21 protein-coding genes and 1 pseudogene are annotated in these 25,879 nt (G+C 72.5%); 13 read left to right on the forward strand and 9 right to left on the reverse strand.

Going from position 1 to position 25,879, the window contains the following annotated elements; translation table 11 throughout:
• Positions 1 to 6: 6 nt before the first annotated feature.
• Positions 7 to 1,224, reverse strand: coding sequence for an ROK family protein (locus ACZ6S4_RS12390; protein ID WP_465475013.1), 1,218 nt, complete (start codon positions 1,222 to 1,224; stop codon positions 7 to 9).
• Between the two features lie 142 nt (positions 1,225 to 1,366).
• Here ACZ6S4_RS12390 and ACZ6S4_RS12395 point away from each other — a divergent pair, with 142 nt between their 5' ends.
• The 5 genes and pseudogenes from ACZ6S4_RS12395 to ACZ6S4_RS12415 all read left to right on the forward strand — a co-directional run bounded on the left by ACZ6S4_RS12395 (position 1,367) and on the right by ACZ6S4_RS12415 (position 6,547).
• Positions 1,367 to 2,416 carry a zinc-dependent alcohol dehydrogenase gene (locus ACZ6S4_RS12395; RefSeq protein WP_465475014.1) on the forward strand — a complete coding sequence of 350 codons (1,050 nt, stop codon included), beginning with the start codon at positions 1,367 to 1,369 and terminating at the stop codon, positions 2,414 to 2,416.
• A complete protein-coding gene (locus ACZ6S4_RS12400; RefSeq protein WP_465475015.1) occupies positions 2,413 to 3,231 on the forward strand; it encodes a sugar phosphate isomerase/epimerase family protein in 819 nt (272 codons plus the stop codon). Before ACZ6S4_RS12395 ends, ACZ6S4_RS12400 begins: the two co-directional genes overlap by 4 nt.
• Entirely contained in the window at positions 3,228 to 4,505 is a 1,278-nt protein-coding gene (locus tag ACZ6S4_RS12405) for an MGH1-like glycoside hydrolase domain-containing protein (protein ID WP_465475016.1), read from the forward strand. Before ACZ6S4_RS12400 ends, ACZ6S4_RS12405 begins: the two co-directional genes overlap by 4 nt.
• Before the next feature lie 11 nt (positions 4,506 to 4,516).
• Positions 4,517 to 4,639, forward strand: a pseudogene (locus ACZ6S4_RS12410) (glycogen debranching N-terminal domain-containing protein); the annotation flags it as partial.
• 264 nt (positions 4,640 to 4,903) lie between these two features.
• Positions 4,904 to 6,547, forward strand: coding sequence for a glycogen debranching N-terminal domain-containing protein (locus ACZ6S4_RS12415; RefSeq protein ID WP_465475077.1), 1,644 nt, complete (start codon positions 4,904 to 4,906; stop codon positions 6,545 to 6,547).
• Positions 6,548 to 6,739: 192 nt separating this feature from the next.
• Here the strand turns inward: ACZ6S4_RS12415 and ACZ6S4_RS12420 are convergent, their stop codons facing one another.
• Positions 6,740 to 7,318, reverse strand: coding sequence for a helix-turn-helix domain-containing protein (locus ACZ6S4_RS12420; RefSeq protein ID WP_465475017.1), 579 nt, complete (start codon positions 7,316 to 7,318; stop codon positions 6,740 to 6,742).
• 91 nt (positions 7,319 to 7,409) lie between these two features.
• Here ACZ6S4_RS12420 and ACZ6S4_RS12425 point away from each other — a divergent pair, with 91 nt between their 5' ends.
• The 3 genes from ACZ6S4_RS12425 to ACZ6S4_RS12435 all read left to right on the forward strand — a co-directional run bounded on the left by ACZ6S4_RS12425 (position 7,410) and on the right by ACZ6S4_RS12435 (position 10,253).
• Positions 7,410 to 7,910, forward strand: coding sequence for a DinB family protein (locus tag ACZ6S4_RS12425; RefSeq protein WP_465475018.1), 501 nt, complete (start codon positions 7,410 to 7,412; stop codon positions 7,908 to 7,910).
• A 64-nt stretch (positions 7,911 to 7,974) separates the two neighbouring features.
• Complete coding sequence (locus ACZ6S4_RS12430; RefSeq protein WP_465475019.1) at positions 7,975 to 8,748, forward strand: enoyl-CoA hydratase/isomerase family protein; 774 nt, start codon at positions 7,975 to 7,977, stop codon at positions 8,746 to 8,748.
• 71 nt (positions 8,749 to 8,819) lie between these two features.
• Entirely contained in the window at positions 8,820 to 10,253 is a 1,434-nt protein-coding gene (locus tag ACZ6S4_RS12435; protein ID WP_465475020.1) for a glycoside hydrolase family 76 protein, read from the forward strand.
• 63 nt (positions 10,254 to 10,316) lie between these two features.
• Here the strand turns inward: ACZ6S4_RS12435 and ACZ6S4_RS12440 are convergent, their stop codons facing one another.
• Positions 10,317 to 13,364: a glycoside hydrolase family 9 protein gene (locus ACZ6S4_RS12440; protein WP_465475021.1), complete on the reverse strand. Its 3,048-nt coding sequence runs from the start codon at positions 13,362 to 13,364 to the stop codon at positions 10,317 to 10,319.
• Between the two features lie 209 nt (positions 13,365 to 13,573).
• Between ACZ6S4_RS12440 and ACZ6S4_RS12445 the strand changes: the two genes are divergently transcribed.
• Positions 13,574 to 16,873 (forward strand): S8 family serine peptidase, encoded by a 3,300-nt coding sequence (locus ACZ6S4_RS12445; RefSeq protein WP_465475022.1) that lies wholly within the window; start codon positions 13,574 to 13,576, stop codon positions 16,871 to 16,873.
• A 44-nt stretch (positions 16,874 to 16,917) separates the two neighbouring features.
• Here ACZ6S4_RS12445 and ACZ6S4_RS12450 read toward each other — a convergent pair whose 3' ends face one another.
• The gene (locus ACZ6S4_RS12450) at positions 16,918 to 17,274 is read right to left on the reverse strand and encodes a nitroreductase/quinone reductase family protein (protein WP_465475023.1); all 357 of its coding nucleotides are present in this window, start codon (positions 17,272 to 17,274) and stop codon (positions 16,918 to 16,920) included.
• Positions 17,275 to 17,407: 133 nt separating this feature from the next.
• Between ACZ6S4_RS12450 and ACZ6S4_RS12455 the strand changes: the two genes are divergently transcribed.
• Positions 17,408 to 17,566: a hypothetical protein gene (locus tag ACZ6S4_RS12455; protein WP_465475024.1), complete on the forward strand. Its 159-nt coding sequence runs from the start codon at positions 17,408 to 17,410 to the stop codon at positions 17,564 to 17,566.
• Positions 17,567 to 17,633: 67 nt separating this feature from the next.
• Here the strand turns inward: ACZ6S4_RS12455 and ACZ6S4_RS12460 are convergent, their stop codons facing one another.
• Positions 17,634 to 18,563, reverse strand: coding sequence for a hypothetical protein (locus ACZ6S4_RS12460; protein WP_465475025.1), 930 nt, complete (start codon positions 18,561 to 18,563; stop codon positions 17,634 to 17,636).
• Between the two features lie 106 nt (positions 18,564 to 18,669).
• Complete coding sequence (locus ACZ6S4_RS12465; protein ID WP_465475026.1) at positions 18,670 to 21,456, reverse strand: FAD-binding and (Fe-S)-binding domain-containing protein; 2,787 nt, start codon at positions 21,454 to 21,456, stop codon at positions 18,670 to 18,672.
• 16 nt (positions 21,457 to 21,472) lie between these two features.
• On the opposite strand from ACZ6S4_RS12465, the gene ACZ6S4_RS12470 reads away from it, so the two are divergent.
• Positions 21,473 to 22,135: a GntR family transcriptional regulator gene (locus ACZ6S4_RS12470; RefSeq protein ID WP_465475027.1), complete on the forward strand. Its 663-nt coding sequence runs from the start codon at positions 21,473 to 21,475 to the stop codon at positions 22,133 to 22,135.
• Between the two features lie 64 nt (positions 22,136 to 22,199).
• Entirely contained in the window at positions 22,200 to 22,430 is a 231-nt protein-coding gene (locus ACZ6S4_RS12475) for a hypothetical protein (protein ID WP_465475028.1), read from the forward strand.
• A gap of 14 nt (positions 22,431 to 22,444) precedes the next feature.
• Here the strand turns inward: ACZ6S4_RS12475 and ACZ6S4_RS12480 are convergent, their stop codons facing one another.
• From ACZ6S4_RS12480 to ACZ6S4_RS12490, 3 genes are all read right to left on the reverse strand, one after another.
• Positions 22,445 to 23,350, reverse strand: coding sequence for a DNA polymerase domain-containing protein (locus tag ACZ6S4_RS12480; protein WP_465475029.1), 906 nt, complete (start codon positions 23,348 to 23,350; stop codon positions 22,445 to 22,447).
• A gap of 152 nt (positions 23,351 to 23,502) precedes the next feature.
• Positions 23,503 to 24,087: a hypothetical protein gene (locus ACZ6S4_RS12485; protein WP_465475030.1), complete on the reverse strand. Its 585-nt coding sequence runs from the start codon at positions 24,085 to 24,087 to the stop codon at positions 23,503 to 23,505.
• Between the two features lie 378 nt (positions 24,088 to 24,465).
• Positions 24,466 to 25,254 (reverse strand): SDR family NAD(P)-dependent oxidoreductase, encoded by a 789-nt coding sequence (locus ACZ6S4_RS12490; RefSeq protein ID WP_465475031.1) that lies wholly within the window; start codon positions 25,252 to 25,254, stop codon positions 24,466 to 24,468.
• Positions 25,255 to 25,338: 84 nt separating this feature from the next.
• Here ACZ6S4_RS12490 and ACZ6S4_RS12495 point away from each other — a divergent pair, with 84 nt between their 5' ends.
• Entirely contained in the window at positions 25,339 to 25,872 is a 534-nt protein-coding gene (locus ACZ6S4_RS12495) for a TetR/AcrR family transcriptional regulator (RefSeq protein WP_465475032.1), read from the forward strand.
• Positions 25,873 to 25,879: the final 7 nt, after the last annotated feature.

Below are 25,879 nucleotides of genomic sequence, written 5' to 3' on the forward strand. Positions count from 1 at the left end.
GGAGCATTATCGGCCAGAAGCGGCCAAATCGGCGGGCACCATGCGGGCGAGTTCGGTATCGACGGCGGCCGGGGCGTAGACCTGATCGACGACCATCGCGTACCCGCCGGCCACCGCCGACTGGGCACCCAGCCGGCTCGTCGTCACCTCCAGGTGGCGGGTCGAGCGCGGCAGCGCGCTCTGGTAGAGCACCTCGCGCACGCCGGTGACGAAGTGGATGTCCGCCAGGTCACCGGCGATCACCAGCACCGCCGGATTGAGCATGCAGACCACCGTGGACAGCACCTCGCCGACCAGCTTGCCCGCCGTACGGGCCAGCTGCACGGCCTCGACGTGTCCGGAGCGGATCCGCTCGACCAGCTCGGCCCCCGACGACGTGGGCGTGCCCGCGGCGGTGAGCCGCTGGGCCAGCGCCAGGCCGCTGGCCACCGCGGCCAGGCAGCCGTAGAGGCCGCACTCGCAGCGGGCCTCGGGATGGCCGTGCAGCCGGATGTGGCCGATGTCGCCGGCCCCGCCGTCGATCCCGCGGTAGACCTGCCCGTCGATGACCACGCCGGCGCCGACGCCGGTGGCCACCTTCACCAGCACGAGCGCCGGGCAGCCGGGGTAGTGGACCGTCTGCTCGCCCAGCGCCATGAGGTTCGCGTCGTTGTCCACGAAGACCGGGCGGTTCCAGGTACGGCGTAAGCGGTCGGCGATCGGGTAGCCGTCCCAGCCCGGCATGATCGGCGGCTGGGTGACCACGCCGACGTCGAACTCGACCGGGCCGGGCACGCCGACGCCGATGCCCCGTACCCGATCGGGGTCCCACCCGGCCCGGGCCAGCACCCGGCGGAACGCGCCGTCGACCCAGCCCAGCACCGATTCCGGCCCCCGGCCGATCTTGATCGGCTCATGTTCCTCGGCCAGCGGCTGCCCGCCCAGGTCCACCACCGCGGCCCGGGCGTGGTTGCCGCCGAGGTCGGCCACCAGCACCACGCCGTGCCCGGTGTCGACCTCGAGCAGCTCGGCCGGGCGCCCGCCGGTCGAGCCCTCGACGCCGGAGGCCCGCAGGTAGCCGGTCGCGCGCAGCAGGTCGAGCCGCTGGGTGATGGTCGAGCGGGCCAGGCCCGTGTAGCTCTGCAGCTCACCACGCGTGCGGGCGCGTCCGGTGCGTACCAGCCACAGCAGGTGCCCGGCCGAATTCTGGTTGCCCGAGGAGCGCTTCACGGCAGAATTGGTCACGGTGAGTAGCGTAAACACCACGGTTGCCGGGGGCGATTGCGCCGCACTATTGCCCGGCGGCGAGACATAAGTAGGACAGCGATCGGCCGGAAGATTGTGCGTTCCGCCACGAATGGCCCGACCGATAGGGTGAAATGTCGGAGTGCCGCAGACAGTGCAGTTCACCTCCCCGCAGTGCGTCGAGGTGGTCGACCAGCCCACCGCGAAGCTCGGCCCCGGCCAGGTACGCGTGCATACCAGCTTCTCCGGCATCTCGGCCGGCACGGAGCTGACCGCCTACCGTGGCACCAACCCGTACCTGAACAGGTCCTGGGACCCGGACCTTCGGTTGTTCGTCGACGACACCAGCGGCCTCAGCTATCCGATCGCGGGGCTCGGCTACTCCGAGGTGGGCGAGGTCGTCGAGGTCGCCCCGGACGTCGCCGGCGACCCGGGCATCCCGGCGGTCGGCGAGCAGGTGTGGGGCATCTGGGGTCACCGCGCCGAGGCCGTCCTGCCCGCCGAGAAGCTGCGCGGCTGCACGGTCCCCGACGGCCTCGACCCGATCGCGGCGACCTTCGCCCGGGTCGGTGCCGTGGCGCTCAACGCCGTCCTGGCCGCGGACGTGCACCTCGGTGAGACGGTCGCCGTCTTCGGCCAGGGTGTGCTGGGCCTGCTCACCACCCGGCTCGTGCAGCTCTCCGGCGGCTCGGTCGTGGCGGTCGACGCCGTGCCGGGCCGCCTCGAGAAGGCCCTGGAGTACGGCGCCGACGCCGTCGTCGACGTCCGCGACGGCACGGTCGGTCCGCAGATGCGCCAGCTCACCGACGGCCGCGGCGCCGACGTGGCGATCGAGATCAGCGGCTCGTACCCGGCGCTGCACGAGGCGATCCGCGCGGTGGCGGTCAACGGCCGGGTGGTCGCCGCGGGCTTCTACCAGGGCGAGGGCGTCGGACTGCGGCTCGGCGACGAGTTCCATCACAACCGCGTACGGCTGATCTGCTCGCAGATCGGCGGGGTCCCGCCGGATGTCGCGGGGCGCTGGGATCAGGTTCGCCTGAACCGCACGTTCCTCAGGCTGGCCGTCGACCGCCAGATCGACCCGGCCGGGCTCGTCACCCATGTCATTCCGGTCGAAGAGGCGGCGGCCGCGTACCGCATGCTCGACCGCCGTCCCCACGAGGCACTCCAGGTGGTGTTGAAGTTCCCGTGATCAAGCTTTCCTGCCAGGAGCAGTTGCTGCCCGGCCAGACGCTGCAAGAGAAGTTCGAGTTCGCCCGGCGCGCCGGCTACGACGCCATCGAGCTGCGCGGTCACGGGGACTTCGCGTTCCGCGACCGGCTGCCCGAGTTGCGCCGGGCGGCCCGCGACGGGGTGCCCATGCCGTCGGTGTGCGTCGACATGCGGCACTTCTTCGGCGCCTTCGACCCGGACCTGCGCCGCGACGCCGTGGCCCAGCTCAAGTCGCAGCTGTCGGTGATCGCCGAGGTGGGCGGTCCCGGCGCGGTGGCCTGCACGCCGGCCTCCTGGGGCATGTTCTCCCGGCGGCTGCCCCCGTTCGAGCCGCCGCGCAGCGAGGAGGAGGACCGGGCGGTGCTGCTCGAAGGCCTCACCGAGCTGGGTGAGCATGCCGCCCGCGAGGGTGCGACGCTCGCCCTGGAGCCGCTCAATCGCTACGAGGACCACATGGTCAACCGGCTGGAGCAGGCGGTCGAGCTCGTCGGCGCGGTGGGCCTGCCGGCGCTGAAGGTGCTGGCCGACACATACCACATGAACATCGAGGAGGACGAGCCCACGTCGGCGCTGGTCAAGGCGGCCGCGGCGCTGGGTCACGTCCAGGTCAGCGACTCCAACCGCTTCCAGCCCGGTGCCGGGCACCTCGACTGGGCGGCGCTGCTGGGCACCCTGGACGCGATCGGCTACGACGGCTACCTGGCTCTGGAGTGCCGGCTGCGCGGCGAACCGGCCACCGCGGTCGCTGCCGTACCGGGCTTCCTGCGCCGCCACGACGTCAGCGGGCCGGCGTGATCGACCTGGACCGGGGCGCCCGGCGGGTGCTGGCCGCGAACTGGCGGCAGTGCGCCACCGTGCCGGCGGCGGCGCTCTATCCGCACCAGTGGAGCTGGGACTCGGCGTTCATCGCGATCGGACTGCGCCACCTGTCCCCCGCCCGGGCCCAGCGGGAGCTGGAGTCGTTGTTCGGAGCGCAGTGGCGTGACGGGCGCGTGCCGCACATCGTGTTCGACCCGCACGTGGGTGCCGACGCCTACTTCCCCGGTCCCGCGTTCTGGCGCTCCGGGACGGTGCCCGGCGCGCCGGGCGTGCCGACCTCCGGCATCGTCCAGCCGCCCGCGCACGCTCTGGCCGCCTGGTCGACCTACCTCGCGGACCCAGCGAAGGCGCGCGCCCGGGGCTTCCTGCCCCGGATCTACCCACGGCTGGTCCAGTGGCACCGCTATCTGGCGACCCGCCGCGATCTGACCGGCGACGGCCTGATGTCGGTCGTGCATCCGTGGGAATCCGGCATGGACAACAGCCCGGCCTGGGACCTCCCGCTGTCGCGGGTGATCCCGGTGCCGACGACCGAGTTCACCCGGCGCGACCTCAACCACGGCGTCGCCGCTGAACGGCCCACCGACGACGACTACGGCCGCTACGTCCGGCTCGCGCGGGACTACCGGGACGCCGGCTACGCCGATTCGCTGCAGGTGCACGGCTTCGCGGTCGAGGATCCGCTGTGCAACGCGCTGCTGGCCGCCGGCGAGCACGCACTCGCGTCGATGGCGGCGGAACTCGGCCACGACCCGGAGCCACACCTGGCCACGGCCGCCCGCTTGACCGACGCCCTGGTGTCCACTCTGTACGACCCGGCCGCCGGGATGTTCTTCCCTCGTGATGCGCACACCGGCCACCTCATCCCGACCTATTCCGTAGGTGGCCTGGCCCCGCTGATCGTGCCGGGCCTGCCGGTCGCCGCCGAACTCGTGAAGACCGCGCTGAGCGACCGGTTCCGGCTGCACGAGGCCTGCCCGCTGCCGTCGTACGACCTCACCGCCGCCGACCACGACGCGAGCCGCTACTGGCGCGGGCCGGGGTGGGTCAACACCAGCTGGCTGGTCTGGCACGGGCTGCGGCTGCACGGCGAGACGACCCTCGCCGACGATCTGCGCCGGCGCCTGCTGGACCGGGTGCGCATCGCCGGCTTCCGGGAGTACCTCGACCCGCTGACCGGCGCGGGCCACGGCGCGAGCGACTTCAGCTGGACCGCGGCGCTGACCCTCGACCTCCTCCGGACGGCGTGAGCGGGCATTCGGTGGTCGCGGGCACGACGTGTCTGCTGACCACCGTTGTCGGCGGGGACGTCACGGGATCAGCGGTGGACGGCTTCTTCGTCGACGACTGCCGCCACCTGTCGCGACTGGTGCTGACCGTCCCCGGAACGGATATCACGGAATCGCGCAGCCGGCGAGGCGGCGGCGGCCCAGGACCCGACGGGCCGCCGGAACATCCCGCCCGGCTTGCTGGCCGCCCAGGACCCGACGGGCCGCCGGAACATCCCGCCCGGCTTGCTGGCCGCCCAGGACCCGACGGGCCGCCGGAACATCCCGCCCGGCTTGCTGGCCGCCCAGGACCCGACGGGCCGCCGGAGCATCCCGCTGAGGCTGGACGAGGCGACCGCCCGCACACCGGAGCCACGCCCTTGCGTGCGCTGCGCACCGACGCCACCTCCACCGTCTACGCGCCGGAGACGGCCCGCCATGAGGATCCGCCCTACGCGGTGACCCGGCGTCGCCAGGTTCGGCCCGGCCGCCTGGTGGAGTCGCTGGAGGTGACGAGCTTCCTCGGCACGCCGCAGACCGTCAAGGTCGGCTACGAACTGGCGGCCGACTTCGCCGACCAGTTCGAGCTGCGCTCGGCGCGCTCCTTCGACAAGTCCGACGCGGTCCGCCACGCCGATGCCACCGGGGACCGGCTGGTCTTCTCCTACACCCGGCGTGTATTCGAGCGCACGACAACGATTCACGCCTCGCCGGCCGCCCGACTGTCCACCGGCGGTCTGCAATGGACGGTCACCGTGCCGCCGTTGGAGTCGGTGACGCTGGAGATCACGGTGTCGGGCGGGGAGCAGGCCCGCACCGCAGGTTCACCTCCGGCACCTCAGGATGACCTCTCCCGCTGCGTACGGCAGGGTCTCGCCGACCTCGACGCCCTGCGCATGCCGGCACCCGGCGTGCCCGGGGCGGCCGTGCCGGCCGCCGGTGCGCCCTGGTTCCTCACGGTCTTCGGCCGCGACAGCCTGCTCAGCTCGCTCTTCGCCCTCCACCACCGGCCGGAGCTGGCCGCCGGAACCCTGCGGGTGCTGGCCGCCACGCAGGGCCGCACGACCGACGCCTCCCGGGTGGAGGAGCCGGGCAAGGTGATCCACGAGATGCGCCGGGGCGAGCTCGCCACCACCGGCGAGGTGCCGTACGCCCGCTACTACGGATCGGTCGACGCGACGCCGCTGTTCCTCATGCTGCTGGCCGAGCACCACGAAGTCACCGGCGACGACCTGCCGGCCAAGGAACTGGAGGAAGCGGCGCGAGCCGCCGTGGGCTGGGTGCTCGGGCCGGGCGGGCTGGCGACCGGCTACCTGCGGTACCGCACCGACCTGCCGGGCCTGGTGCACCACTGCTGGAAGGACTCCGCCGACTCCATCGTCTTCCGGGACGGCACCCGGGCCGCTGGGCCGATCGCGGTGGCCGAGGCTCAGGGGTACGCCTACCGCGCGCTTCTCGGCACGGCCCGGCTCGCGACAGACGTGTGGGGCGACCCCGCGTGGGCGGCAGCGCTCACCGCGGCCGCGGCGGACCTGCGCGACCGGTTCGCCCGCGACTTCCGGCTGCCGGACGGCTTCGTGGCGCTGGCCCTCGACGGCACGGGCACGGCGGTCGACGCGGCGGCGTCGAACGCGGGACACCTGCTGTGGTGCGGGCTGCTCGCCGACGACTGGGCCGCCACGGTGGCCGACCGGCTGGCCGGGGACGACTTCTTCTCCGGCTGGGGCGTGCGGACCTTGGCCGCGGGACAGGCCCCGTACCACCCGATGTCGTATCACCGCGGCGGGGTGTGGCCGCATGACACGGCGATCGCGGTGGCCGGGCTGGCCGCGGCTGGGCGCCGTACCGATGCTGCCCGGATCGCCGACGGGCTGCTCGCCGCCGCGTCCTTCGGCGACGGCCGGCTGCCCGAGGTGATGACCGGCCTGGCCCGTGAGCGGGGGCGCGGACCGGTGCCGTACCCGCATTCATGCTCGCCGCAGGCGTGGGCGGCCGCCGCTCCCCTGCTGCTGCTTTCGCTGTGAGCCGGCGCCCGGGCTCCCCTGCTGCTGTCGCTGTAAGACGGCGCCCGGGCTCCCCTGCTGCTGTCGCTGTGAGCCGGCGCCCGGGCTCCCTGCTGCTGTCGCTGTGAACCGGCGCCCGGGCTCCCTGCTGCTGTCGCTGTGAACCGGCGCCCGGGCTCCCTACTGCTGTCGCTGTGAACCGGCGCCCCGCGCTCAGGATGCCGACGTGGCGAGATGCACGCGTTCGCCTTGGATGCCGATCAGGGTGAGCAGCTCGGCGGGGCTCTCGTCGGCGCTGCCGATCCAGTGCGGTACGCCGGTGTCGAACTCGGCCGCCTCGCCCGGCCCCAGCCGCAGGCGCCGGTTGCCCAGCAGCAGGGTGACGTGCCCGTTCATGACGTACAGCCACTCGTAGCCCTCGTGGGTGCGCGGCACGGGCTCGCCCCAGCGCGACGCCGGCGGGTAGATCACCTTGAACGCCTGGATGCCGCCCGCTCGCCGGGTCAACGGCACGAACGTCATGCCGCGGTACGTCACCGGGCGCAGGTGGATGCGCGGGTCGCCGGTGTCCCTGGCGCCCACCAGCTCGTCCAGCGTGGTGCCGTACGCCCGGGCCAGCGGCAGCAGCTGCTCCAGCGTGGGACGCCGCTTGCCGGTCTCGAGCCGGGACAGCGTGCTCGGGGTCAGGCCGGTCTCCTGCGCCACGTCGATCAGCTTGGCCCCGCGGGCCCGGCGGAGCTCCCGGAGCCGCCCTGCCACGCCCGCCAGCACGTCGTGCTCCACCTCGTCCATCACCGCAGCTTGCCATTTGGCAACGGGCTTTGCACGTGGTCGCCGTGCTGCGGATGCTCGACTCCATCGCCTGAACCGAGGAGGAGCTGCCATGGGTCAACCGCCCTGGACCCGCGATCTGCGGGCCCGCCTCGACGAGCTGCTCGACCAGCACCGCTGGTCCGCGCACGACAGCCTGAGGGGCGTGAGCGAAGCCGAGGCGCGCGCGTCCCTGGTCCCGTCCCGGACGACGCTGCTCGGGCTGGTCAAGCACCTGACGTACGTCGAGAGGTTCTATTTCGGGCACGTCCTGACCGGCCGGTCGCTCAAGGAGCTCGGGGTCGCCGCCACCCCGGGCCGCTCGTTCATCCTCCGGCCCGGGGACACTGTCGAGTCCGTTCAGGCTGCGTACCGCACCGCGTGTGAGGAGTCGCGGGCGGTGGTGCGGGGACTCGGGCTCGAGCATGTGGTGAGCGGCCGGAAAGTGCGGTCGATGTGGGCGTTGTACGTACAGGTGCTGCGGGAGCTCGCCCAGCACTGCGGTCACGCCGACATCCTGCGTGAGCAGCTCCTCGCGGCCAGGCCGCGCCGGACCCGGGTGCCGTCCGCGTGATCGGCGGCGCGGGCGGCGCCGGGCCGGTCGCCGCCGGGTGCCCGGCGTCGAGCATCCTGACCTGGTGGAATCCAGCGATGACGTACGGGTGTCCGTCACAGACGGAATCGGGCTGCTCGAACTGCGGCGGCCGCCGAACAACCATGTCGACGCCGAGCTGATCGGCCGGCTCGCCGATGCCGCCGGCGCACTGGACGAGGACGCGGGCTGCCGGGTGATCGTGCTGGCGGCCGAGGGCAAGAACTTCTGCGGGGGCGCGGATCTGGGTTCGGCGGAGTTCGCCGGGGACATGGTGGTCGGCGCCGAGGGCCTGTACCGGCGGGCGGCGCAGCTGTTCGAGGTGCGTACCCCGATCATCGCCGCGGTGCAGGGCACCGCGGTGGGCGGCGGCCTGGGGCTGGCGTGTGCCGCGGACTTCCGGGTGGCGGAGCCGTCGACCCGGTTCGTCGCCAACTTCGCCCGGCTGGGTTTCCACCAGGGGTTCGGGCTCAGCGTCACCCTGCCGGAACTGGTAGGCCGGCAGCTGGCCACCGATCTGCTGCTGACCGCCCGCCGGGTGGGTGGCGAGGAGGCGGTCGCCATCGGGCTGGCCGATCGGCTGGCCGAGCCGGGCCGGGTCCGCGAGACGGCCCTGCACTGGGCGCGCTCGTTCACGGCCGTGGCGCCGCTGGCCGTCCGATCCATCCGCGCGACCCTGCGCGGTGACCTGCCGCAGCGGGTCCGCCGGGCCATGGAACACGAGCTGGCCGAGCAGGCCGCGCTGTGGCGGACCCGCGACAGCGCCGAGGGCATCGCCGCGAGTCTGCAACGGCGCACGCCGGTGTTCCGGGGCGAGTAGGCATTGACTATTAACAATATGTGTACTTTATTAACAGTTACCCAGTGCACCCACCGGCACGGAGGTAACCCATGCGTCACAAGCCGATCGCGGTCCTCACGATCGCCGTCACCGCCCTCCTTCAGGTTCAGACCGCGTCACCCGCGCGGGCCGCCACCGTCTGCAACCGCTACTGCGACGCCCGGGACCCGGGCCTCTCCCCCGGCGACCGCGTGGCCACCAGCACCACCCTGTACGGCCGCTCGTTCAAGGTTCACGTCAACGACAACGACGCGATGATCTGGGCCACCGTCGAGAACGGACAGGCCGGCGACCAGGTCTGGCTGGACCGCTCGTTCGACGGCGGGCGTACCTGGTCGGGCGACAGCCGGCTCGGCGACACCACCGTCCCGGCCGGCTCCGGCAGTGCGCGCACCGCCATGTTCAACGTCGACAACTGGGCCGCACGCGGCGTCGGCGTGCTGCGCGCCTGCGGCAAGGCCGGTGACCGGCCCGAGCTCACCTGCACCGGCTGGGCCCGCAGCACCTGGAACGCCTGGGACCGGCGGACCGCCGCGGCCACCGCCCTGATGATGCGGTTCGACCAGGGCACCGGGCTCTTCGACACCAACGGCTGGTGGACCGGCGCGAACGCGCTCACCGCGCTGATCGACAACAGCCGGATCAGCGGCATGCGCAGCTACGACTACGCGATCGCGGCCACGTACGACAAGAACATCAACTCCCGGCAGGGCCAGTTCCGCAACGAGTATCTCGACGACACCGGCTGGTGGGCGCTGGCCTGGGTGGCCGCGTACGACCGGACCGGCGACAGCCGCTACCTGAACACCGCCCGGGCCGGCGCCGACCACATGTTCAGCTACTGGGACACGCGCTGCGGCGGTGGCATCTACTGGCGTACGGACCGGACCGTCAAGAACGCCGTCGCCAACAGCCTCTACATCCAGCTCAACGCCGCCCTGTCCCAGCGCATCGGCGGCGACAGCGTCTACCGCGGGCGGGCCCAGGCCGGCTGGACGTGGTTCCAGAGCACCGGGATGCTCAACAGCTCGAATCTGGTCAACGACGGCCTCAACCTGAGCACCTGCCGCAACAACGGCGACGTCACGTGGACCTACAACCAGGGCGTGCTGATCAACGCGCTGGTGCAGCTCAACCGGCTGACCGGCGACGCGAACGCGCTGACCGTGGCCCGCCGGGTCGCCGACGCGGCCACCACGAGCACGTATCTCAACAACAACGGCATCCTGCGCGAGCCCAACGAGCCCGACCAGTGCAGCGGCGACGGGGTCTCGTTCAAGGGCGCGTTCATCCGCGGGCTCGGCGTGCTGAACGCGGCCGTCGGGCGGCCTTATGACGGTTACCTGCGGCGGCAGGCCGATTCCGCGTACGCCAAGAGCCGGACGAGTTTCGACGCGTACGGCAGCCATTGGGCCGGGCCGTACGTCAGCACGAACCACTCCTGCCAGCACAGCGTGCTCGACCTTCTGAACGCGGCGCCCTGAGCAGACCGTGGACAACAGGCAGCGGGCCCGGCCGGAAGGTGCCGGCCGGACCCGCTGTTCACCTCAGCCGCATGCGGCTCCGTTGAGGGTGATCAGCTCCGGTGCCGGGTTCGGTCCGCCCGGCGTCGTCGCGTTGAAGCCGAAGTACACCGTCTGCCCCGGCTGGATCCGGCGATTGACCGCGGTGTTCTTCGCGGTCACCGTGGCACCGGCCTGCGTTGCCTCCGCCGACCACGCCTCCCGCAGCTTCTGGCCGCCGAGGAAGGCGAAGCGTGCCGTCCAGCCGTCGACCACCGTGCTGCCCGTGTTGGTGATCGCCAGCTGCGCGGTGAACCCGCCGTCGCCCTGCCAGGGGCCGTAGTTCGTGTACTCGGCCTTGCAGGACGACGCCGCCGGGGCTTGGCCCGTGCCCTGGTCGGCCAGGAACGACGACACCCAGGCGAGCGCCGAGTTCCAGTTGATCGCCACCTCGTTCGTCGCGTACGACTCGATGTGGTCGACGTAGCAGAACTGCGGCTTGCACCCTTCCAGCAGGTCCTTGGCGTAAGGGTCGTCCAGGCCCGCGTTGGCCCCGCCCGCCAGCGATCCGGCCGGCGGATGCGGTGTGGTGGCGTCCGCCTGGTGGGCGAAGATCCGGCTGTGCTGGTTCTGCGACGCGTGCTCGCCCCAGCCGGTGACGTACGACTGGTTCAGCGCGTTGCGGCCGAAGATGTAGTCCACGCCCTGCAGCGCCCCGTCGCGGTAGCCGGCCTTGCCGGTCAGGTCGAAGGCGGTGGCCAGCACCACGACGTTGTTGAGGATGTTGCTGTTGCCGCCCCAGAAGTAGCTGCCGGCATCGCCGGGCATCGGCAGCCCGTACGCCTGGGCCTTCAGCGTCGCCAGGTAGCGGTCCGCCGCCGTGACCACCGACTGGCGGACGCGCTGGCGGTCCGCCGCCGGCAGCAGGTTCGGCACCGTGGCCAGGTCGAGCCGGCCCAGGGCGGCCGTGCTGCCCCAGCCGAAACCCGTGGCCGCGAAGACGTCGCCGGTGTGGTGCGGCGAGGCGGTCAGGTCACTGAGGTACGGCTGCTCGGCGGTGCTCAGGTACAGCTCCGCCGCGGCCCAGTAGAACTCGTCGCTGACGTCGGCGTCGCCGTAGCCACCGCCGCCACCACCGAGGTCCTGGGCCACCTTCGCCGGGTTCGCCTTCGCCGCGGTGTACGCGGTGCGGGCCGCGGTGAGGCACTTGCCGGCGAACGCCGCGTCGTAGGGTGCGAACAGCCGCGCGCACTGGGCCGCCGTGGCAGCCAGGTTCAGGGTGGCGGCCGTCGACACCGGGTGCAGTTCGCGCTGCTCGGGGTCGTCCTCGGGCTGCATCGGGATGCCGGTCCAGTTGGCGTCGTGCATCTTGTGGTGCACCATGCCGGCGAGCGGCTTGCCGGCCGGCACCTGCATGCGCATGAGGAACTCGAGCTCCCACCGCGCCTCGTCGAGGATGTCGGGCACGTCGTTGCCGCGCTCCGGCACCCGCAGCGTGCTGTCCGCCAGGGCGGCACCGTGGGCGGCGGTGACGGCCGTCTTGGTGCGTTCGAAGGTGCTCATGAGCTGCTGCACGGCGATGCCGCCGTTGACCACGTACTTGCCGTGGTCGCCGGCGTCGTACCAGCCGCCGCGCACGTCCAGCCGGTAGTCGCAGGCGTTGGCGCGGCAGGGCACGTCGGTGTCGCCGCGGTTGGGGGCCACCCCGAGGTGACCGGCCGGGCGGGCGTACTCCTCGCCGACCAGGCCGCCGTCGATCGCGATGCCGCTGCGCTGGATGTAGAAGAACTGCAGGGCGTCCGAGCGCAGTTGCTTGTAGACGGTGCCGGAGATGTCGAACGGGTGGCTGGTCTGCCCGTCGGCGACCAATGTGTAGCCGGTGCCGGCGGTGCGGAAGCTGGTGAAGTCGATGGTGTGCACGTTCTGGCCCGAGGCGGCGTCCACCCCGCGCGGCGTGCTGGTGCCGTCGGCGACCACGTCACCGGAAGCGTTCTTGAGCTGCCAGCCGAACGCCGTGGTGGCCTCGGTGACCACGGTCGCGTTCTTGGGCCCGGCCGGCAGGTAGCCGACCTGGTTGACGCGGACCCGCGGCCCGGTGTCCGGGGTGTACGGCGGCTCTTCCTCGCCGCCGATCAGCGACACGTTGTCCACGCAGAAACGGTACGCCCCGGTATTGCCACCGACCTGGAAGGCGACCTGACCCGCGGTGGTGTCGGCAGATGCGGTGAAGGTGAACTCCACGTGCTGCGTGGTGGAGGTCAGCGCGACGTCACGCGACAGGAACGAGGTGTACGGCTCGGCGCCCAGTTGGACGGCGGCCCGCACGCTCGCGCCCGGGGTGGCCGAGGCGTCGAACGACAAGGTGTACGAGGACCCGGCGATGAGCGCCACGCCGTTCTGCCCGACGCCGGCGTCCCAGGGGTTGGCCAGCCCGGCCGGCACCGCGGTGCACAGCCGGCCGTCGCCGGTCCCGGTGTCCGTGGTGCCGTACGAGTACCAGCCCGCGGTCCCCTCGGAGAAGTCACCGTTCTCGAGCTGCTCCGGTCCGGCCGGCGGCGGCGTCTCGCCGTCGCTGGTCAGGCTGACGTCGTCCAGGCAGAAGGTGTACGCCTCGGCGCTGCCACCGAGCTGGAACGTCAGCGTGCCGTTGGCCGAGTCCAGACCTCCGGTGAAGGTGTACTCGAACTTCTGCGCCTCGGCGGTCAGCGCGACGGCCCGGGACAGCGCCGTGGTGTACGGCGCCTCGTTGAGCTGCACGTTGGCCCGGACGGTCACCGCGGCGCCGGCCGAGGCGCTGAAGCTGAGCGCGTAGGCAGCGCCGTTGATCAAGGGAACGTCGTTGTGGCCGAGGCTGACGTCCCAGGCATTGGTGGTGCCGGCCGGAACCTCGGCGCAGAGCCGGCCGCCGACCACGGAGATGGGCGCGTTCTCAGTGGACCACCAGCCGGTGGTGCCGCTGGTGAAGGTGCCGTTCGGGATGTGCTGGACCGGCTCGGCTGAGGCCGGTTGGACCGTCAGCAGGGTCAGGCCGAGGCTGGCCGCGGCGCTCGCCGCGATGAGCCGGCCGGCCCGCCGGCGTCGATGTGGAGTCACGGGGGTCCTCTCAGGACTTCGCGGCCGGTGCCGGAGCGGTGGGACGGCCACGCAGGGTTCGGAGCGGGTGGGAGCGCTCCCATGAGGCGAATGTTGCCAGCCGGTCAACCAGCCGTCAATCGACGACCGTCATGGTTTGCACCGATCTGCAAGAGTTACGGCCATCGATGAGCTGGGTCATCGGGCCCGGCTGACGGGAGGCCCTTTCCATGCGCCTGCGAAAACTGCCCGCCGCTCTGCTCGCCGCCGGGACGGCTGCCGCGCTCGCCGCGGTCGCGCCCGCCGCGGCGAGTGCGGCACCCGGTCCTTCAGCCCCGCTGGGGCCGGTGACCACGACGTCGACCAGCATCACCCTGATCACCGGGGACCGGGTGATCGTCGCCCCGAACGGCCGGACCAGCGTCGAGAGCGCGCCCGGTCGCGCGGGCACCAGGTTCCTCAGCCGCAAGGCCGCCGGGCACCACTACGTGATCCCGGCCGACGCGCTGCCCCTGGTCCAGGGCGGCCGGCTCGACCAGCGGCTGTTCGACCTCACCGCACTGCGCGACTTCGGCTACACCGGCGAGGCCGAGCTGCCGTTGCTCCTCGCGTACCCCCGCTCCGGAAACCGCAAGGGATCCGCCGCCGCCCGCGCGGCGACCAGCGGGACGGCCCGCGTCGCCCGCGATCTGGGTGGGGTGAGCGCGCTCGCGGTGCGCGCGCAGCGCACCGCGCGGGCCGAGCTCTGGACCTCTCTGACCAAGGGTACGGCCGCGGCCCGCACCCTGAGCCCGGGCGTCGAGCGGATCTACCTGGACGGCAAGCGCAAGCTCAACCTGGACGTGAGCGTGCCGCAGATCGGTGCCCCGACGGCCTGGCAGGCGGGCCTGGACGGCACCGGCGTGACGGTGGCGATCCTCGACTCCGGCATCGACGCCACCCACCCGGACTTCGCCGGGAAGATCGTGGCGGCCGAGAACTTCACCCCCGACCCGAACGCCGACGATCTCGTCGGCCACGGTACGCATGTCGCCTCGATCATCGCCGGCAGCGGCGCGAAGTCCGGTGGCAAGTACAAGGGCGTGGCGCCCGGTGCGAAGCTGGCGATCGGCAAGGTGTGCTCGACCGAGTTCTGCGAGGAATCGTCGATCCTGGCCGGCATGCAGTGGGCCGCCAAGGCCGCCCCGGTGATCAACATCAGCCTGGGCGGCGGTGACACGGCGAACATCGACCCGCTGGAGCAGGCGGTCGACGACCTCACCGCGGCCCACGGTGCCCTCTTCGTGATCTCGGCCGGCAACTCCGGAGCCACCGCGACGATCGGCTCGCCGGGCAGCGCCGACTCGGCGCTCACTGTCGGTGCGGTCGACGACGAGGATCAGCTGGCCGACTTCTCCAGTCGCGGCCCACGGGTCGGCGACGACGCGATCAAGCCGGACATCACCGGGCCGGGCGTGGACATCGTCGCGGCCCGCGCCGCCAACGGTCAGATCGGCACCCCGGCCGGGGAGGGCTACGTGAGCCTCTCCGGCACCTCGATGTCCTCCCCGCACGTCGCCGGCGCGGCGGCGATCGTCACCCAGCAGCACCCCGGCTGGTCGCCCAGGCAGCGCAAGACCCTGCTCATGGGCGCCGCGAAGCCGGCCCCCGGCGTGGACGTGTTCGGCCAGGGCGCGGGCCGGGTCGACGTGGCCCGCGTGGTGCGCCAGGCGGTGTCCGTGGACGAAGGCAGCATCAGCTTCGGCCGGCAGCAGTGGCCGCACGACGACGACGTCCCGGTCACCAAGACCGTCACCTACCGCAACGGCGGCACCGCCCCGATCACCCTGGCGCTGTCGCTGACCGACGAATCCGACACGTTCACCCTGGCGGCGACCAGCTTGACCGTGCCGGCCGGCGGCACCGCCACGACCACGGTCACGGCGGACACCAGCGGCGAGGGCACCGACGGCTTCAAGACCGGGCGGCTGGTCGCGACCGGCCCCGGCGACGTGCGGGTGGAGACGCCGGTCGCGGTGAACCGCGAGGTGGAGAGCTACGACGTCAAGCTGGTGCACGTGGGGCGCGACGGCAAGCCCGCCGAGCACGTCACCTCGTTCAACCGGCTGGACGCGCTCGCGTTCTACGACGTCTTCAGCGCCGAGCCGACCGACACGGTCCGGCTGCCCAAGGGCGAGTACGGCCTCTTCACCTGGATCTACAGCGAAGAGGACGTGACGATGCTGGTCCAGCCGAAGGTCGTGGTCAACGGCCCGCTGACCATCCGGCTCGACGCCCGCCGCGGGGAACCGGTGAAGATCACCGTGCCCCGCAAGGACGCGACACCGGTCCTGGTCGCGGCCAACGCCGACTGGGTCAACGACGAGTTCGGGGTCAGCGTCTCCGCGTTGTCCGAGACCGGCGACGACCTCTTCCTCGGCCAGATCGGCCCGCGCCGCAAGCAGCCGGGCTTCTACGGTTCCATCAACGCGGCCTTCGCGAAGTTCGACGCGGCGACCGAGTCGTTCCGGGACACCCCGTTCACCTACAGCCTCGCCTACCTCAAGGAGGGTGCGTTCTACACCGGCTTCACCAAGCGTGTCCGGGCCGGCGAGCTGGCCACGGTGCGGTCCCGCTTCGCCCGGGAGGCCGAGGGCGTCACGGGCGTCAAGCTGAACTGGCCGAACCTGGGTGCGAACATCGGCGGATGGGCCGCAGGCCTGCCGTTCTCCCTGCCGTCGCGGCGCACCGAGTGGCTGAGCACCGAGGGCGCCACCACCTGGGCGCGCGAGTTCGACCAGGAAGTGCAGACGGACCCGGACAGTTTCCCCGAGCTGCTGAGCATCGCGTTCTCGGACGAGAACCGGTACCGGGCCGGCCGGACCTACTCCGAGGACTGGAACCGTGCGGTCTTCGCCCCCTGGGTCGGCGGGGACATCAACGCCGCCCTGCGGATCGAGAACACCATCGTGGCCGGCGTCCCGCTGTTCGGCGACGGCGTGGGGCACTGGGGTGACGCCCGACCGGACACGGCGCGCACCGCGCTGTACTCAGGCGGCAAGCTGATCGGCGAGGAGCCCTCCGGCTACGCCGAGTTCGAGGTGCCGGCGGGCAACGCGCAGTACCGGCTGGAGCAGTCGGCCACCCGCGGCGCACCGTTCCGGCTGTCGACCTCGGTCAGCGCGGCCTGGACGTTCCGGTCGGCGACGGCCGGAGAGACGCCGACGCGTCTGCCGCTGTCGAGCGTGCGGTTCAGCCCGCAGGTGAACGAGCTGAACGTGGCGCCGGCCGGTAAGGCGTTCGTCATCCCGGTCACTGTAGGACGAACGTCCGGGTCGGCGGCCAGGCCCAACCGGACGTTGACCGCCGAGTTCTCGACCGACGACGGGCGCACGTGGCAGCCGGCCACGGTGCGTGGGACGGGCGACCGGCGGACGGTGCGGGTCACCAACCCGGCCGCGGGCGGGTTCGTGTCCTTGCGGGCCAACGCTACTGACGCCGCGGGCAACACCGCCGCGGTGACGGTGCTGCGGGCGTACGAGGTGCGCTGAGCAGGATCCGCGAGAGGCGGTGGGTCAGGTGACCCACCGCCTCTTCACCTGTCCAGGACGACGGAGACCGTGACCCGGCCGTGGTCATCGCGGTGAGATATGGCGTGGCCGGCCCGGTCCGTACCGTCCAGGTGCAGTGACAGCGGCGCGCCCGCGCCGAGGAAATTGCGCCACCAGGTCTTCGCTTCGGGCATCCGGACGCCGACGGAGATCCGGTCCCCGTCGCGCACGTAGCCGACCGGAATGGTGAACGTCCGCCCGGAGCGCCGCCCGGTGTAGGTGAGCAGCACGATCTTCCGCCCGACGAACCGGCCCCAGCGCGGCGACGCGATCAGGGCGGACACCCGCTTGTTGAACGGCACGGCGAAACGCACCAGCGAGGCGCGCGAGAGTGACGGCATGCGAGGACGCTAACGGAACACCCCGTCCGTTTCGCCGAAGTGAGACAGCTGCCGGCGCGTTCGCCTCAGTAAGGATTGAAGGCCCCGCCCGCGGGCACAGCTCCGGCTGCCACCCACTCCCGGAGGAGCCGCCATGCGGGCCCTGATCTACACCGTCGCCGCCGTAGCCGTCGTGCTCATCGTGCTCGGCCTGATCCTCAAGGCCGTCAAATGGCTCATCATCATCGGCCTCGTCGCCCTGGTCGCCGCCATCGTCATGGGCGTCGTGAAGAGCCGCCGGGCGCTGCGCTGAGCCGGCCTCACCCAGGCACACCGCAGGCCCCGATCGGAAGCGATCGGGGCCTGCGAGATGAGGATCGTCAGCCGGCGACCGTGATGGTGAACGTGTCGACGTTGGCGCTGTCGCTCTGCTGCCCGTCCGAGCCGGCGTACTCCACCAGCGTCGTCCCGGTGCCCAGCGGGCCGGCCGGGGTCTCGGCTGGTGCTGTCAGGACCCACTCGAAGGTGCGCTCCTCACCCTCCGCGAGCTGGCCGCCGTACACCGTGCAGCCCACGCTGGTGCCGCCCGGCGGGACCGGCAGCCGGTCTGCCGGGACGCAGACGTCGCTCGGCTCGATCGCCGGCCAGCCTTCGAGACCGGCCGGGACCACGACCTCGGTCCACAGCCCCCGGTGCGCCACGTCGCTGTCGTTGCGCACGGTGACCGGCACCCGGCCTGCGAACGTGCCGTCCGCCTGGCGAGTCAGTGTCACGTCAGCCGCGGTCACGGCGAGGGCGCCGGTCGTGTCCTGCACGTACGGCTGGGGGTTGCGCAGGGAGCCGGTGGTGGCCCGGAACAGCGCCGGGAACTCGGCGGTCACCCCGTCGACCTCGACGCTGCCGGCCAGCGGGGCGATCCGGGCGTACGGCTGGGGCCGGGCCGGCGAGCGGAAGTGGGCCGTGATCACCGCGGAGCCGCCCGGCGCGATCTCGCCGTCGAGGGGACACAGGGCGATCTGGCGGTTGTCGGGCGTGCGGTTGATGCCGCAGCCGCCGCCGCCCTCGATGTCGCCGAGGGTTTCGGCGATCGGCTCGGTGATGGTGAAGCCGCCGCTGAACGGCTCGCTGCCGGTGTTGCTGATGACGATGCGGACGCGGCCGGTGTGGCCGGACTCCGCCGGCTGCAGGATCAGCCTGTTCACCGTGAAGGTCACGTCGGCGGCGGGTGCGGCCTGGGCCGCGACGGCGCCGCCGAGCATGACGGTGCCCGCGGCGAGCGCTGCCGCGCCCGCGCGTACGAAAATGCGCATGGTGGTGTCCTCACATCGATGCCCCGTGTGACCGGAAACGATCGCTTCCGGTCGATCGATCGGGACCACGGTAGCAATCGAAGATCTCGATGTCTGCCCCGCCGGATCAGCGCCGGTCGAGCAGCTGCGCCAGATGCACGGCCGGGCGGTCGCGGAGGTCGGCGACCTGGGTACGGCACGAGAAACCGTCGGCCAGCACCACGGCATCCGGGGCCGCGTCGAGGGCCGGCAGCAGGTTCTGCTCCGCCACCGCCACGGACACCTCGTAGTGACCGAGCTCGACGCCGAAGTTGCCGGCCAGACCGCAGCAACCGGCGAGCCGGCGCACCTGGGCACCCGTCGCGGCCAGCAGATCCGCGTCCGCCTTCCAGCCCAGGACGGCGTGGTGGTGGCAGTGCGGCTGGGCGATGACGTCCACACCGGACAGGTCGGGCGGGGTCCAGCCCGGCGTCTGAGCGAGCAGCTCGGCCAGGGTACGCACCGAGCCGGCCACCGCCTCGGCGTCCGCGTCCCCGGGGAGCAGTTCGTGGACGTCGGACCGCAGCACAGCCGTGCAGGAGGGCTCGATGCCGACGATCGGGATGCCGGCGCGGGCGTCGGCGGCGAGCGCTGCCACCGTACGGCCGAGGATCTTCTTGGCCGCGTCCAGCTGACCGGTCGTGATCCAGGTCAGGCCGCAGCAGACCGACCCGGACGGCAGCCGCGGTTCGTAGCCGGCCGCGCGCAGCACCCGTACCGTGGCCTCGGCGACCTCGGGTGAGAACGCGTCGGAGAAGGAATCGGCGAAGAGCACCACGGGTTTGCGGCCTTCGGCCGCCCTGACGAAGGTGCGCCGGAACGGGCGCCGGGCGAAGGCCGGCACCGACCGCCGCTTGTCCACCCCGGCCAGCCACAGGAAGAACGGGCCGAGCACAGGCAGCCGGATGGCCAGGTTGGCCAGCCGTGGCGTCCAGCCGGCCAGGCGGGCCCAGAACGGCAGCTTGCCCAGCGTGTAGTGCGCGCGCGGGCGCAGCTTGCCCCGGTAGGTCTGGTGCAGCACCTCGGACTTGTACGTCGCCATGTCGATGCCGGTCGGGCAGTCGGAGGCGCAGCCTTTGCAGGACAGGCACAGGTCCATCGCGTCGTGCACCGACGGGTGTGACCACGGCAGCTCGCCGCGGACGACCTCCTGCAGCACCCGGGCGCGGCCGCGGGTGGAGTCCTTCTCCTCGCGGGTGGCCAGGTACGACGGGCACATGACGCCGCCGGCCGCGGAGTTGTCGGCGCGGCACTTGCCGACGCCGGTGCAGCGGTGCACGGCCTGACCGAGCTCACCGTCGTCGTGCGGGTACGCCATCGCGAGCTGCTTGAGCGGGAAACGGCCCGCCGGGCGGACGTCGGCGTCGATCGGGTCCGGATCGACCAGCACGCCGGGGTTGAGCAGATTACCCGGGTCGAAGGCGTGCTTGATCCCGGCGAACAGCGCGATCGCCTCCGGGGAGTACATGTGCGGGAGCAGCTCCGAGCGGGCCCGGCCGTCGCCGTGCTCGCCGGACAGCGAACCGCCGAACTCGCCCACGAGCCGGGCGGCGTCGGTGAGGAACTCGCGCATGATCTTCGTGCCGCCGGGCTGGTCCAGCGGCAGGTCCAGCCGGACGTGCATGCACCCGTCGCCGAAGTGGCCGAACGGGGCCGAGGTCATGTCGTACGAGGCGACGAGCTCGTCGAAGCGGGCCAGGTAGGCACCCAGGCGCTGCGGCGGGACGGCGGCGTCCTCCCAGCCGGGCCAGGCGGGCTTGTCCGACGGCGCCCGGCCGGCCAGGCCCGCGCCGTCCTCCCGGATGCGCCACAGCCGGGCCTGCACGGCGGGATCGGTCACCACCAGGGCCTCGTCGGCGATGCCGTCGGCGGCGAGCCGCTGCGCCCGGGCCGCCACCTCGCCGGCCTCGTCGCCGGCCAGCTCGACGAAGAGCCAGGCCCCGCCGCGCGGCAACGGCGGCACGGCGTCGGGGCCGCGCCGGGCGCGCAGCACGTCGAGCAGGCGCGAGTCGAGGCCCTCACACGAGGTCGGACCGTGCGCCACCACGGCCGGAGCCGCCTCCCCCGCCGCCACGATGTCCCGGAAGCCGAGCACGACCACCACCCGGACCGGGGAGTCGACGACCAGCTTGACGGTCGCCCGGGTGATGACCGCGAGAGTCCCCTCCGAGCCGACGAGCGCCCGGGTCAGGTCGAAGCGTTCGGGGAGCAGGTGCTGCACGGCGTAACCGGAGACCTGGCGGCCGAACCGGTCGAACTCGGTGCGGGCCGTGGCCAGGTGCGCGCCGACGACCGCCCGTACGTCGTCGATGACCTGGCCCGCACCGTGCACGCCGGCCGGCCCGGTGGTGAGCCTCTCCCCCGCGGCGGTCAGCAACTCCAGGGCGGCCACGTTGTCGGAGGTCCGGCCGTAGGCGAGCGAACGCGAGCCGCACGCGTTGTTGCCGATCATCCCGCCGATGGTGCAGCGCGGATGGGTGGACGGGTCCGGCCCGAAACGCACGCCGTGCGGCATGACGGCCTTCTGCAGGACGGCGTGCACGGTGCCCGGCTCCACCACCGCCGTGCGGGCGTCCGGGTCGATCTCCAGCACCCGGTTGAGGTGGCGGGAGAAGTCGAGCACGATGCCGCGTCCGACGGCGTTGCCCGCCACCGAGGTGCCCGCGCCCCGGGAGGTCAGCGGCACCCCGGTCTCCCGGGCCACGGCCAGCGCCGCGGCCACCTCGTCGACGTGCCGGGGCCGCACCACCGCCAGGGGCAGGATCCGGTACAGCGAGGCGTCGGAGGCGTACATGCCGCGGGTGCCGGCGTCGGACCGCACCTCGAGGCCGGCCCGTTCGAGGGCCGCCACCACGCTGCTGGACTGGTCGCTCATGAGTAACATGTTACTCATGCCGGAGCTCGCCCTGCCGTCGGAGGCACCCACCCTCGCCGACGCCGTCGCCCAGTCGGTCCGGGACGGCGTCGCCGCCGGTCAGCTCGTGCCGGACCAGACCTACTCCGTCTATCAGCTGGCGGACCTGCTCGGGGTGTCCCGCAGCCCGGTCCGCGAGGGCCTGCTCCGGCTGGCGCAGGCGGGACTGGTCGAGATCCGGCGCAACCGCGGCTTCCGGGTGCTCCCGCCCCGGGCGCACGACATCGAGGAGATCATCGGCATCCGCCTCGCCCTCGAACCACCCGCCGCCCACCGCGCCGCCGAGCAGGCCACCGACGAGCAGCACGCCACCATCCGGGCGGCGCTCGCCACCATGGCCGCCGCGGCCGCCCGGGGCGACGACGCGTCCTTCTGGCCGGCCGACCGCGCCCTGCACGACCTGCTGCTGCGGGCCTCGGGCCGGCCCCGCACCGCGGCCATCGTGGAACAGCTGCGCGGCACGACCGCCCTGCTCGGACCGCCGACCACGGCCAGCGGACGCACCCTGACCGAGATCCACGCCGAGCACGAGCCCGTGGTCACCGCGGTGCTGGCCCGCGACGGCGCCGCCGCCGAGTCGGCCATGCGCGCCCACCTGGAGGCCACCCGCGGCCTGCTGATGGCCAACCTGCGCCGGTAGCGGGCGGCGTTTCGCAGCGGCGGCGCCGGGTACGCGACGGGCACACTGCAGAAAGGACACGGCCATGACCGAAACCCCGTCCGCTGCCGGGCTTCCCCTCGCCGCGACCGTCGCGGGCGACCTCGTCGACAACGAAGCGAACCAGAGTGGTGCCGGTCCGACCGTCGGCGCCTCCGACCGTGACGCCGACGCGGCCCGTACCGGTGCCGACGTTGACCTGGACCGCGCCGACCGCGACTCCGACGGCGTCCCGGTGGGCGAGGCCGACGCGGCGGCCGACGCCGAAAAAGACTGACGCCACCGGCCTGTTCAGCGCAGAGCCGGCAGCGTCTGACGCTGGTCGAGCACCGCGCTGAACAGGTCGCCGTGGGTCTCCAGGCGCGCCACCAGGGTCTTGTTGATCGCGTTCTGGGTGTAGTCCAGCCGGGCCAGGCCGCCGCGGTCGCTCTTCTGCCATCTCCAGCTCACCAGTTCCGGCACGACGGCGCCGACGGTGCGGGACAGCCGCTCGACCCAGGCCCGCGTCTCGTCGAAGCCGGGGCCGCGCGCGATCGGCACCCAGATCTGGATGCCGCGCCGCCCGGTGACCTTCGGCCGGGCCGTCACCCCGAGATGCTCGAACGCGGTGCGATGCAGCCGGGCCAGGGTGAGCAGTTCGGCCCAGCTGGTCGTGCCGCCAGGATCAAGATCGATCAACGCGTACGTCGGCAGCCGCGGCGCGTCGATCGCCGAGGTCCACGCGTGCCACTCCAGTCCGCCGAAGTTCGCCGCCCAGACCAGCGCCGCGGGCTCGTCGACGACCAGGTAGGTGGTCGTCTCACCGGGGTCGGCGTCCGGGTTGTCCCAGCGCGGCAGCCACCGCGGCGCGTGCTGCGGCAGCTCCTTGTGCCAGAAGCCCTTGCGGGCGGCGCCGTCCGGGTAGCGGTGCAGGTCGATCGCCCGGCCGGCCAGATAGGGCAGCACCACCGGGGCGATCCGCGCGGTGTAGCGCAGCAGGTCCCGCTTGGTGACCGGCTCCTCGCCCGGCCGGGCCGGGAACATGACCTTGCCGAGGTTGGTGACCCGCAGCTCACGGCCGAAAATCGGCCAGATACCCTCGGCACCCAGCGCATCGAGCACGGCCAGGTCGTCGGCGGTCGCGACCATCCGGGTACGGCCGGAGCCGCGCCCGCGACGGGCCAACTGGTCCGGCAGGTTCGTCCCGGGGGTACGCACGCGCTCGGCATACCCGGCCGGCGACGGCTGATGCGCCGGAACACCGGGTAGGCCCGTGCAGCCGGCGCCGAAGCCCGAGCGGGAGCGCGTCGCGGCCGGGCTGGAGCGCACACGCCACAGGACGTGCCGCCCACCGCCGACGCGACCGTGCCCTACGAGCCCGAGGCCTGAGGCCGCGACGCGCCCTTGCCGCTCTTCAGGAGCTGACGCCGGACGTCGCCCGAGCGGGCGGCCAGGGACCAGCCGGTGGCCGACGACACCAGCCGCAGCGCGTCGATCTTCGCGCCCTTCACCCGGCTCGGGCAGGGCTGGCCGACCGCGGGCGCCACGGAGGTGCCCGAGATGCCGAAGCTCGCGCCGGCGAGCCGGAAACCGGTGATGCTCCTGGCGCCATAACTGGTGGTGGTGGCGCGGGATCCGCTGCCGCGGACCACGGCGTCGGTCAGCTCGTAGCGCCCGAACTCCCGGTGGTGCACCAACGGGTAGGTGCGCTTGCCGCAGACGACGGAGTAGGTGTCGTCGGTCCAGAAATCGTGGTCGAAGGCGACGCCACCGGCGCGCGCGGCGAGCTTGGCGGGGGTCCAGCCGAAGGCCTGCCGGACGTCCGCCGCGGCGACGAAACCGGTCCGCGTGGCCGGGTTGTAGGTCACCGCCGCGGACGCCGGGGCGGCGAACGCGACACCGGCGGCGAGCGTCGCACCGGCGACGGCCGGCCGGGAAAGGCAACGCCAAGACATGTGTGACTCCTGAATCGGTTCGCGGGCGCCCGCGAACCGACGGGAGCCTCCGCCGACTAACGATCAACGCGGCCGTCAGGGTGCGTCGCCCACGCACCGCAACGAGCCGTCGCGGCCGTCACGGCGCGCCGGCCCGACGCGGGTGTAAGGGTGCGTCGCGCACGCACCACAACGCGCCGTCGCGGCTGTCACGGCGGGCCGGCCCAGCGCGGTGTAAGGGTGCGTCGCCCGCGTGCCGTCTTGGCGGCCGGCCCGGCGACTCGGCCGGAGGCGGGGAACGGCCCGGTGCGGCCGCTTGCCGGGCCGGTGTGCTCTCCATCCCGGTGTTGCGGTTGACAACGGGTGGAGCCGTACCGTCGAAAGGTTTTGAAGGAACAGCTAGACGGATTTGGTGGCGCCGGCGTCGATGCGCCAGTTCGCGCCGATTGTGCTGGGCATGGTCGGGGACGACAGCAGCAGCACCGCGCGGGCGATCTCGTCCGGTTCGATCAGGGTGCCGGTGAGCATGCCGCTCTGGCCCGGCATCGCGGCGAGCAGCGCGCCGTGTTCGACACCCAGGTGCTGCGCCAGCTGGGCGGCGAAGCCGTCCTTGCCTTCCATCAGGTGGGTGCGCGTCCCGCTCGGGGTGACCACATTGACCCGGACTCCCTGGGCGGCCACTTTCTCGGCCAGCCCGCGGGAGAACGCGTTGAGCGCCGCCTTCGCGGTGCTGTACGGCAGCGGCGCCGCCCCGGGACGCAGTGCGCTGTCGGAGCTGATGTTGACGACGACGCCCCGCGCCGCGATCAGGGCGGGCAGCGCGGCCCGGGTGCTCCGCACGGTCGCGTCGAGGTTCAACGCGAACACGCGGGTCCAGTCGTCGTCGCCGCCGTCGAGTGGATCGGTGAACGATCCCTCGCTCATGGTGCCGCCGCCGGCGTTGTTGACCAGGACGTCGAGGCGGGGGTCGGCGGCGAGGACGGCCTGCACCATCCGCCGCGGGCCGTCCGCCTCGGCGAGGTCGGCGGCCACGAAGGAGGCTCCGGTGGCCTCGAGTTCGGGAGTGCTGTTCCGGGACACGGCGGTGACCGAGGCACCCTCGGCCACGAACGCCCGGACGATCGCGAGGCCGATGCCCTTGCTCGCCCCGGTGACGACGACACGCTTGCCGTTCAAGTGAAGATCCATGGCTTTACTGCAACACAGGAGTATCAGTTAAGTCAATAACTGCGTCATTGCTGTCTCATTTAACGCTCGGTAGAGTGGGCCGTGATGAGAGCGGACGCGGAACGCAGTACGGCCCGGATCCTCGAGGCTGCCGAAACCGTGCTCGCCGACGACCCGAACGCCTCGCTGGAACGCATCGGCGACGCCGCCGGGGTCGCCCGCGCGACCGTCCACCGCCGCTTCGCCTCCCGGCAGGCGCTGCTCGATGCGCTGAGCGAGCAGCTCAACGAGCGCTATCTGCTCGTGATCGAGCAGGCCGGCGTGAAGACGGCGCCTCCCGTGCTGGCCCTGCACCGGGTGTCGGAGATCGTCTTCGAGCTGAAGATGAGCCACCGGTTCACCATCACCCTGGCCTCAGCGCCCAGCCCGGAGGTCCAGGACGGCCTCGACCTGCTGTTCACCCGCCTGCACGCGGCGGGCGCGATCACCGCCGCCGGCCCGGCCTGGTGCCGGCGGGTCTACCTGGCGCTGATGAACGAGGTCTTTCTGCTCCCCGACGACGCACCGGAGCTGGCCGAGGCCGACGGCCGCGCCGGCCTGCTGGTCAGGACCGCGCTGGGTGCCCTCGGCGGTCGCTGACAGCAGA

It is taken from the genome of Actinoplanes sp. NPDC051405, from assembly GCF_055586185.1.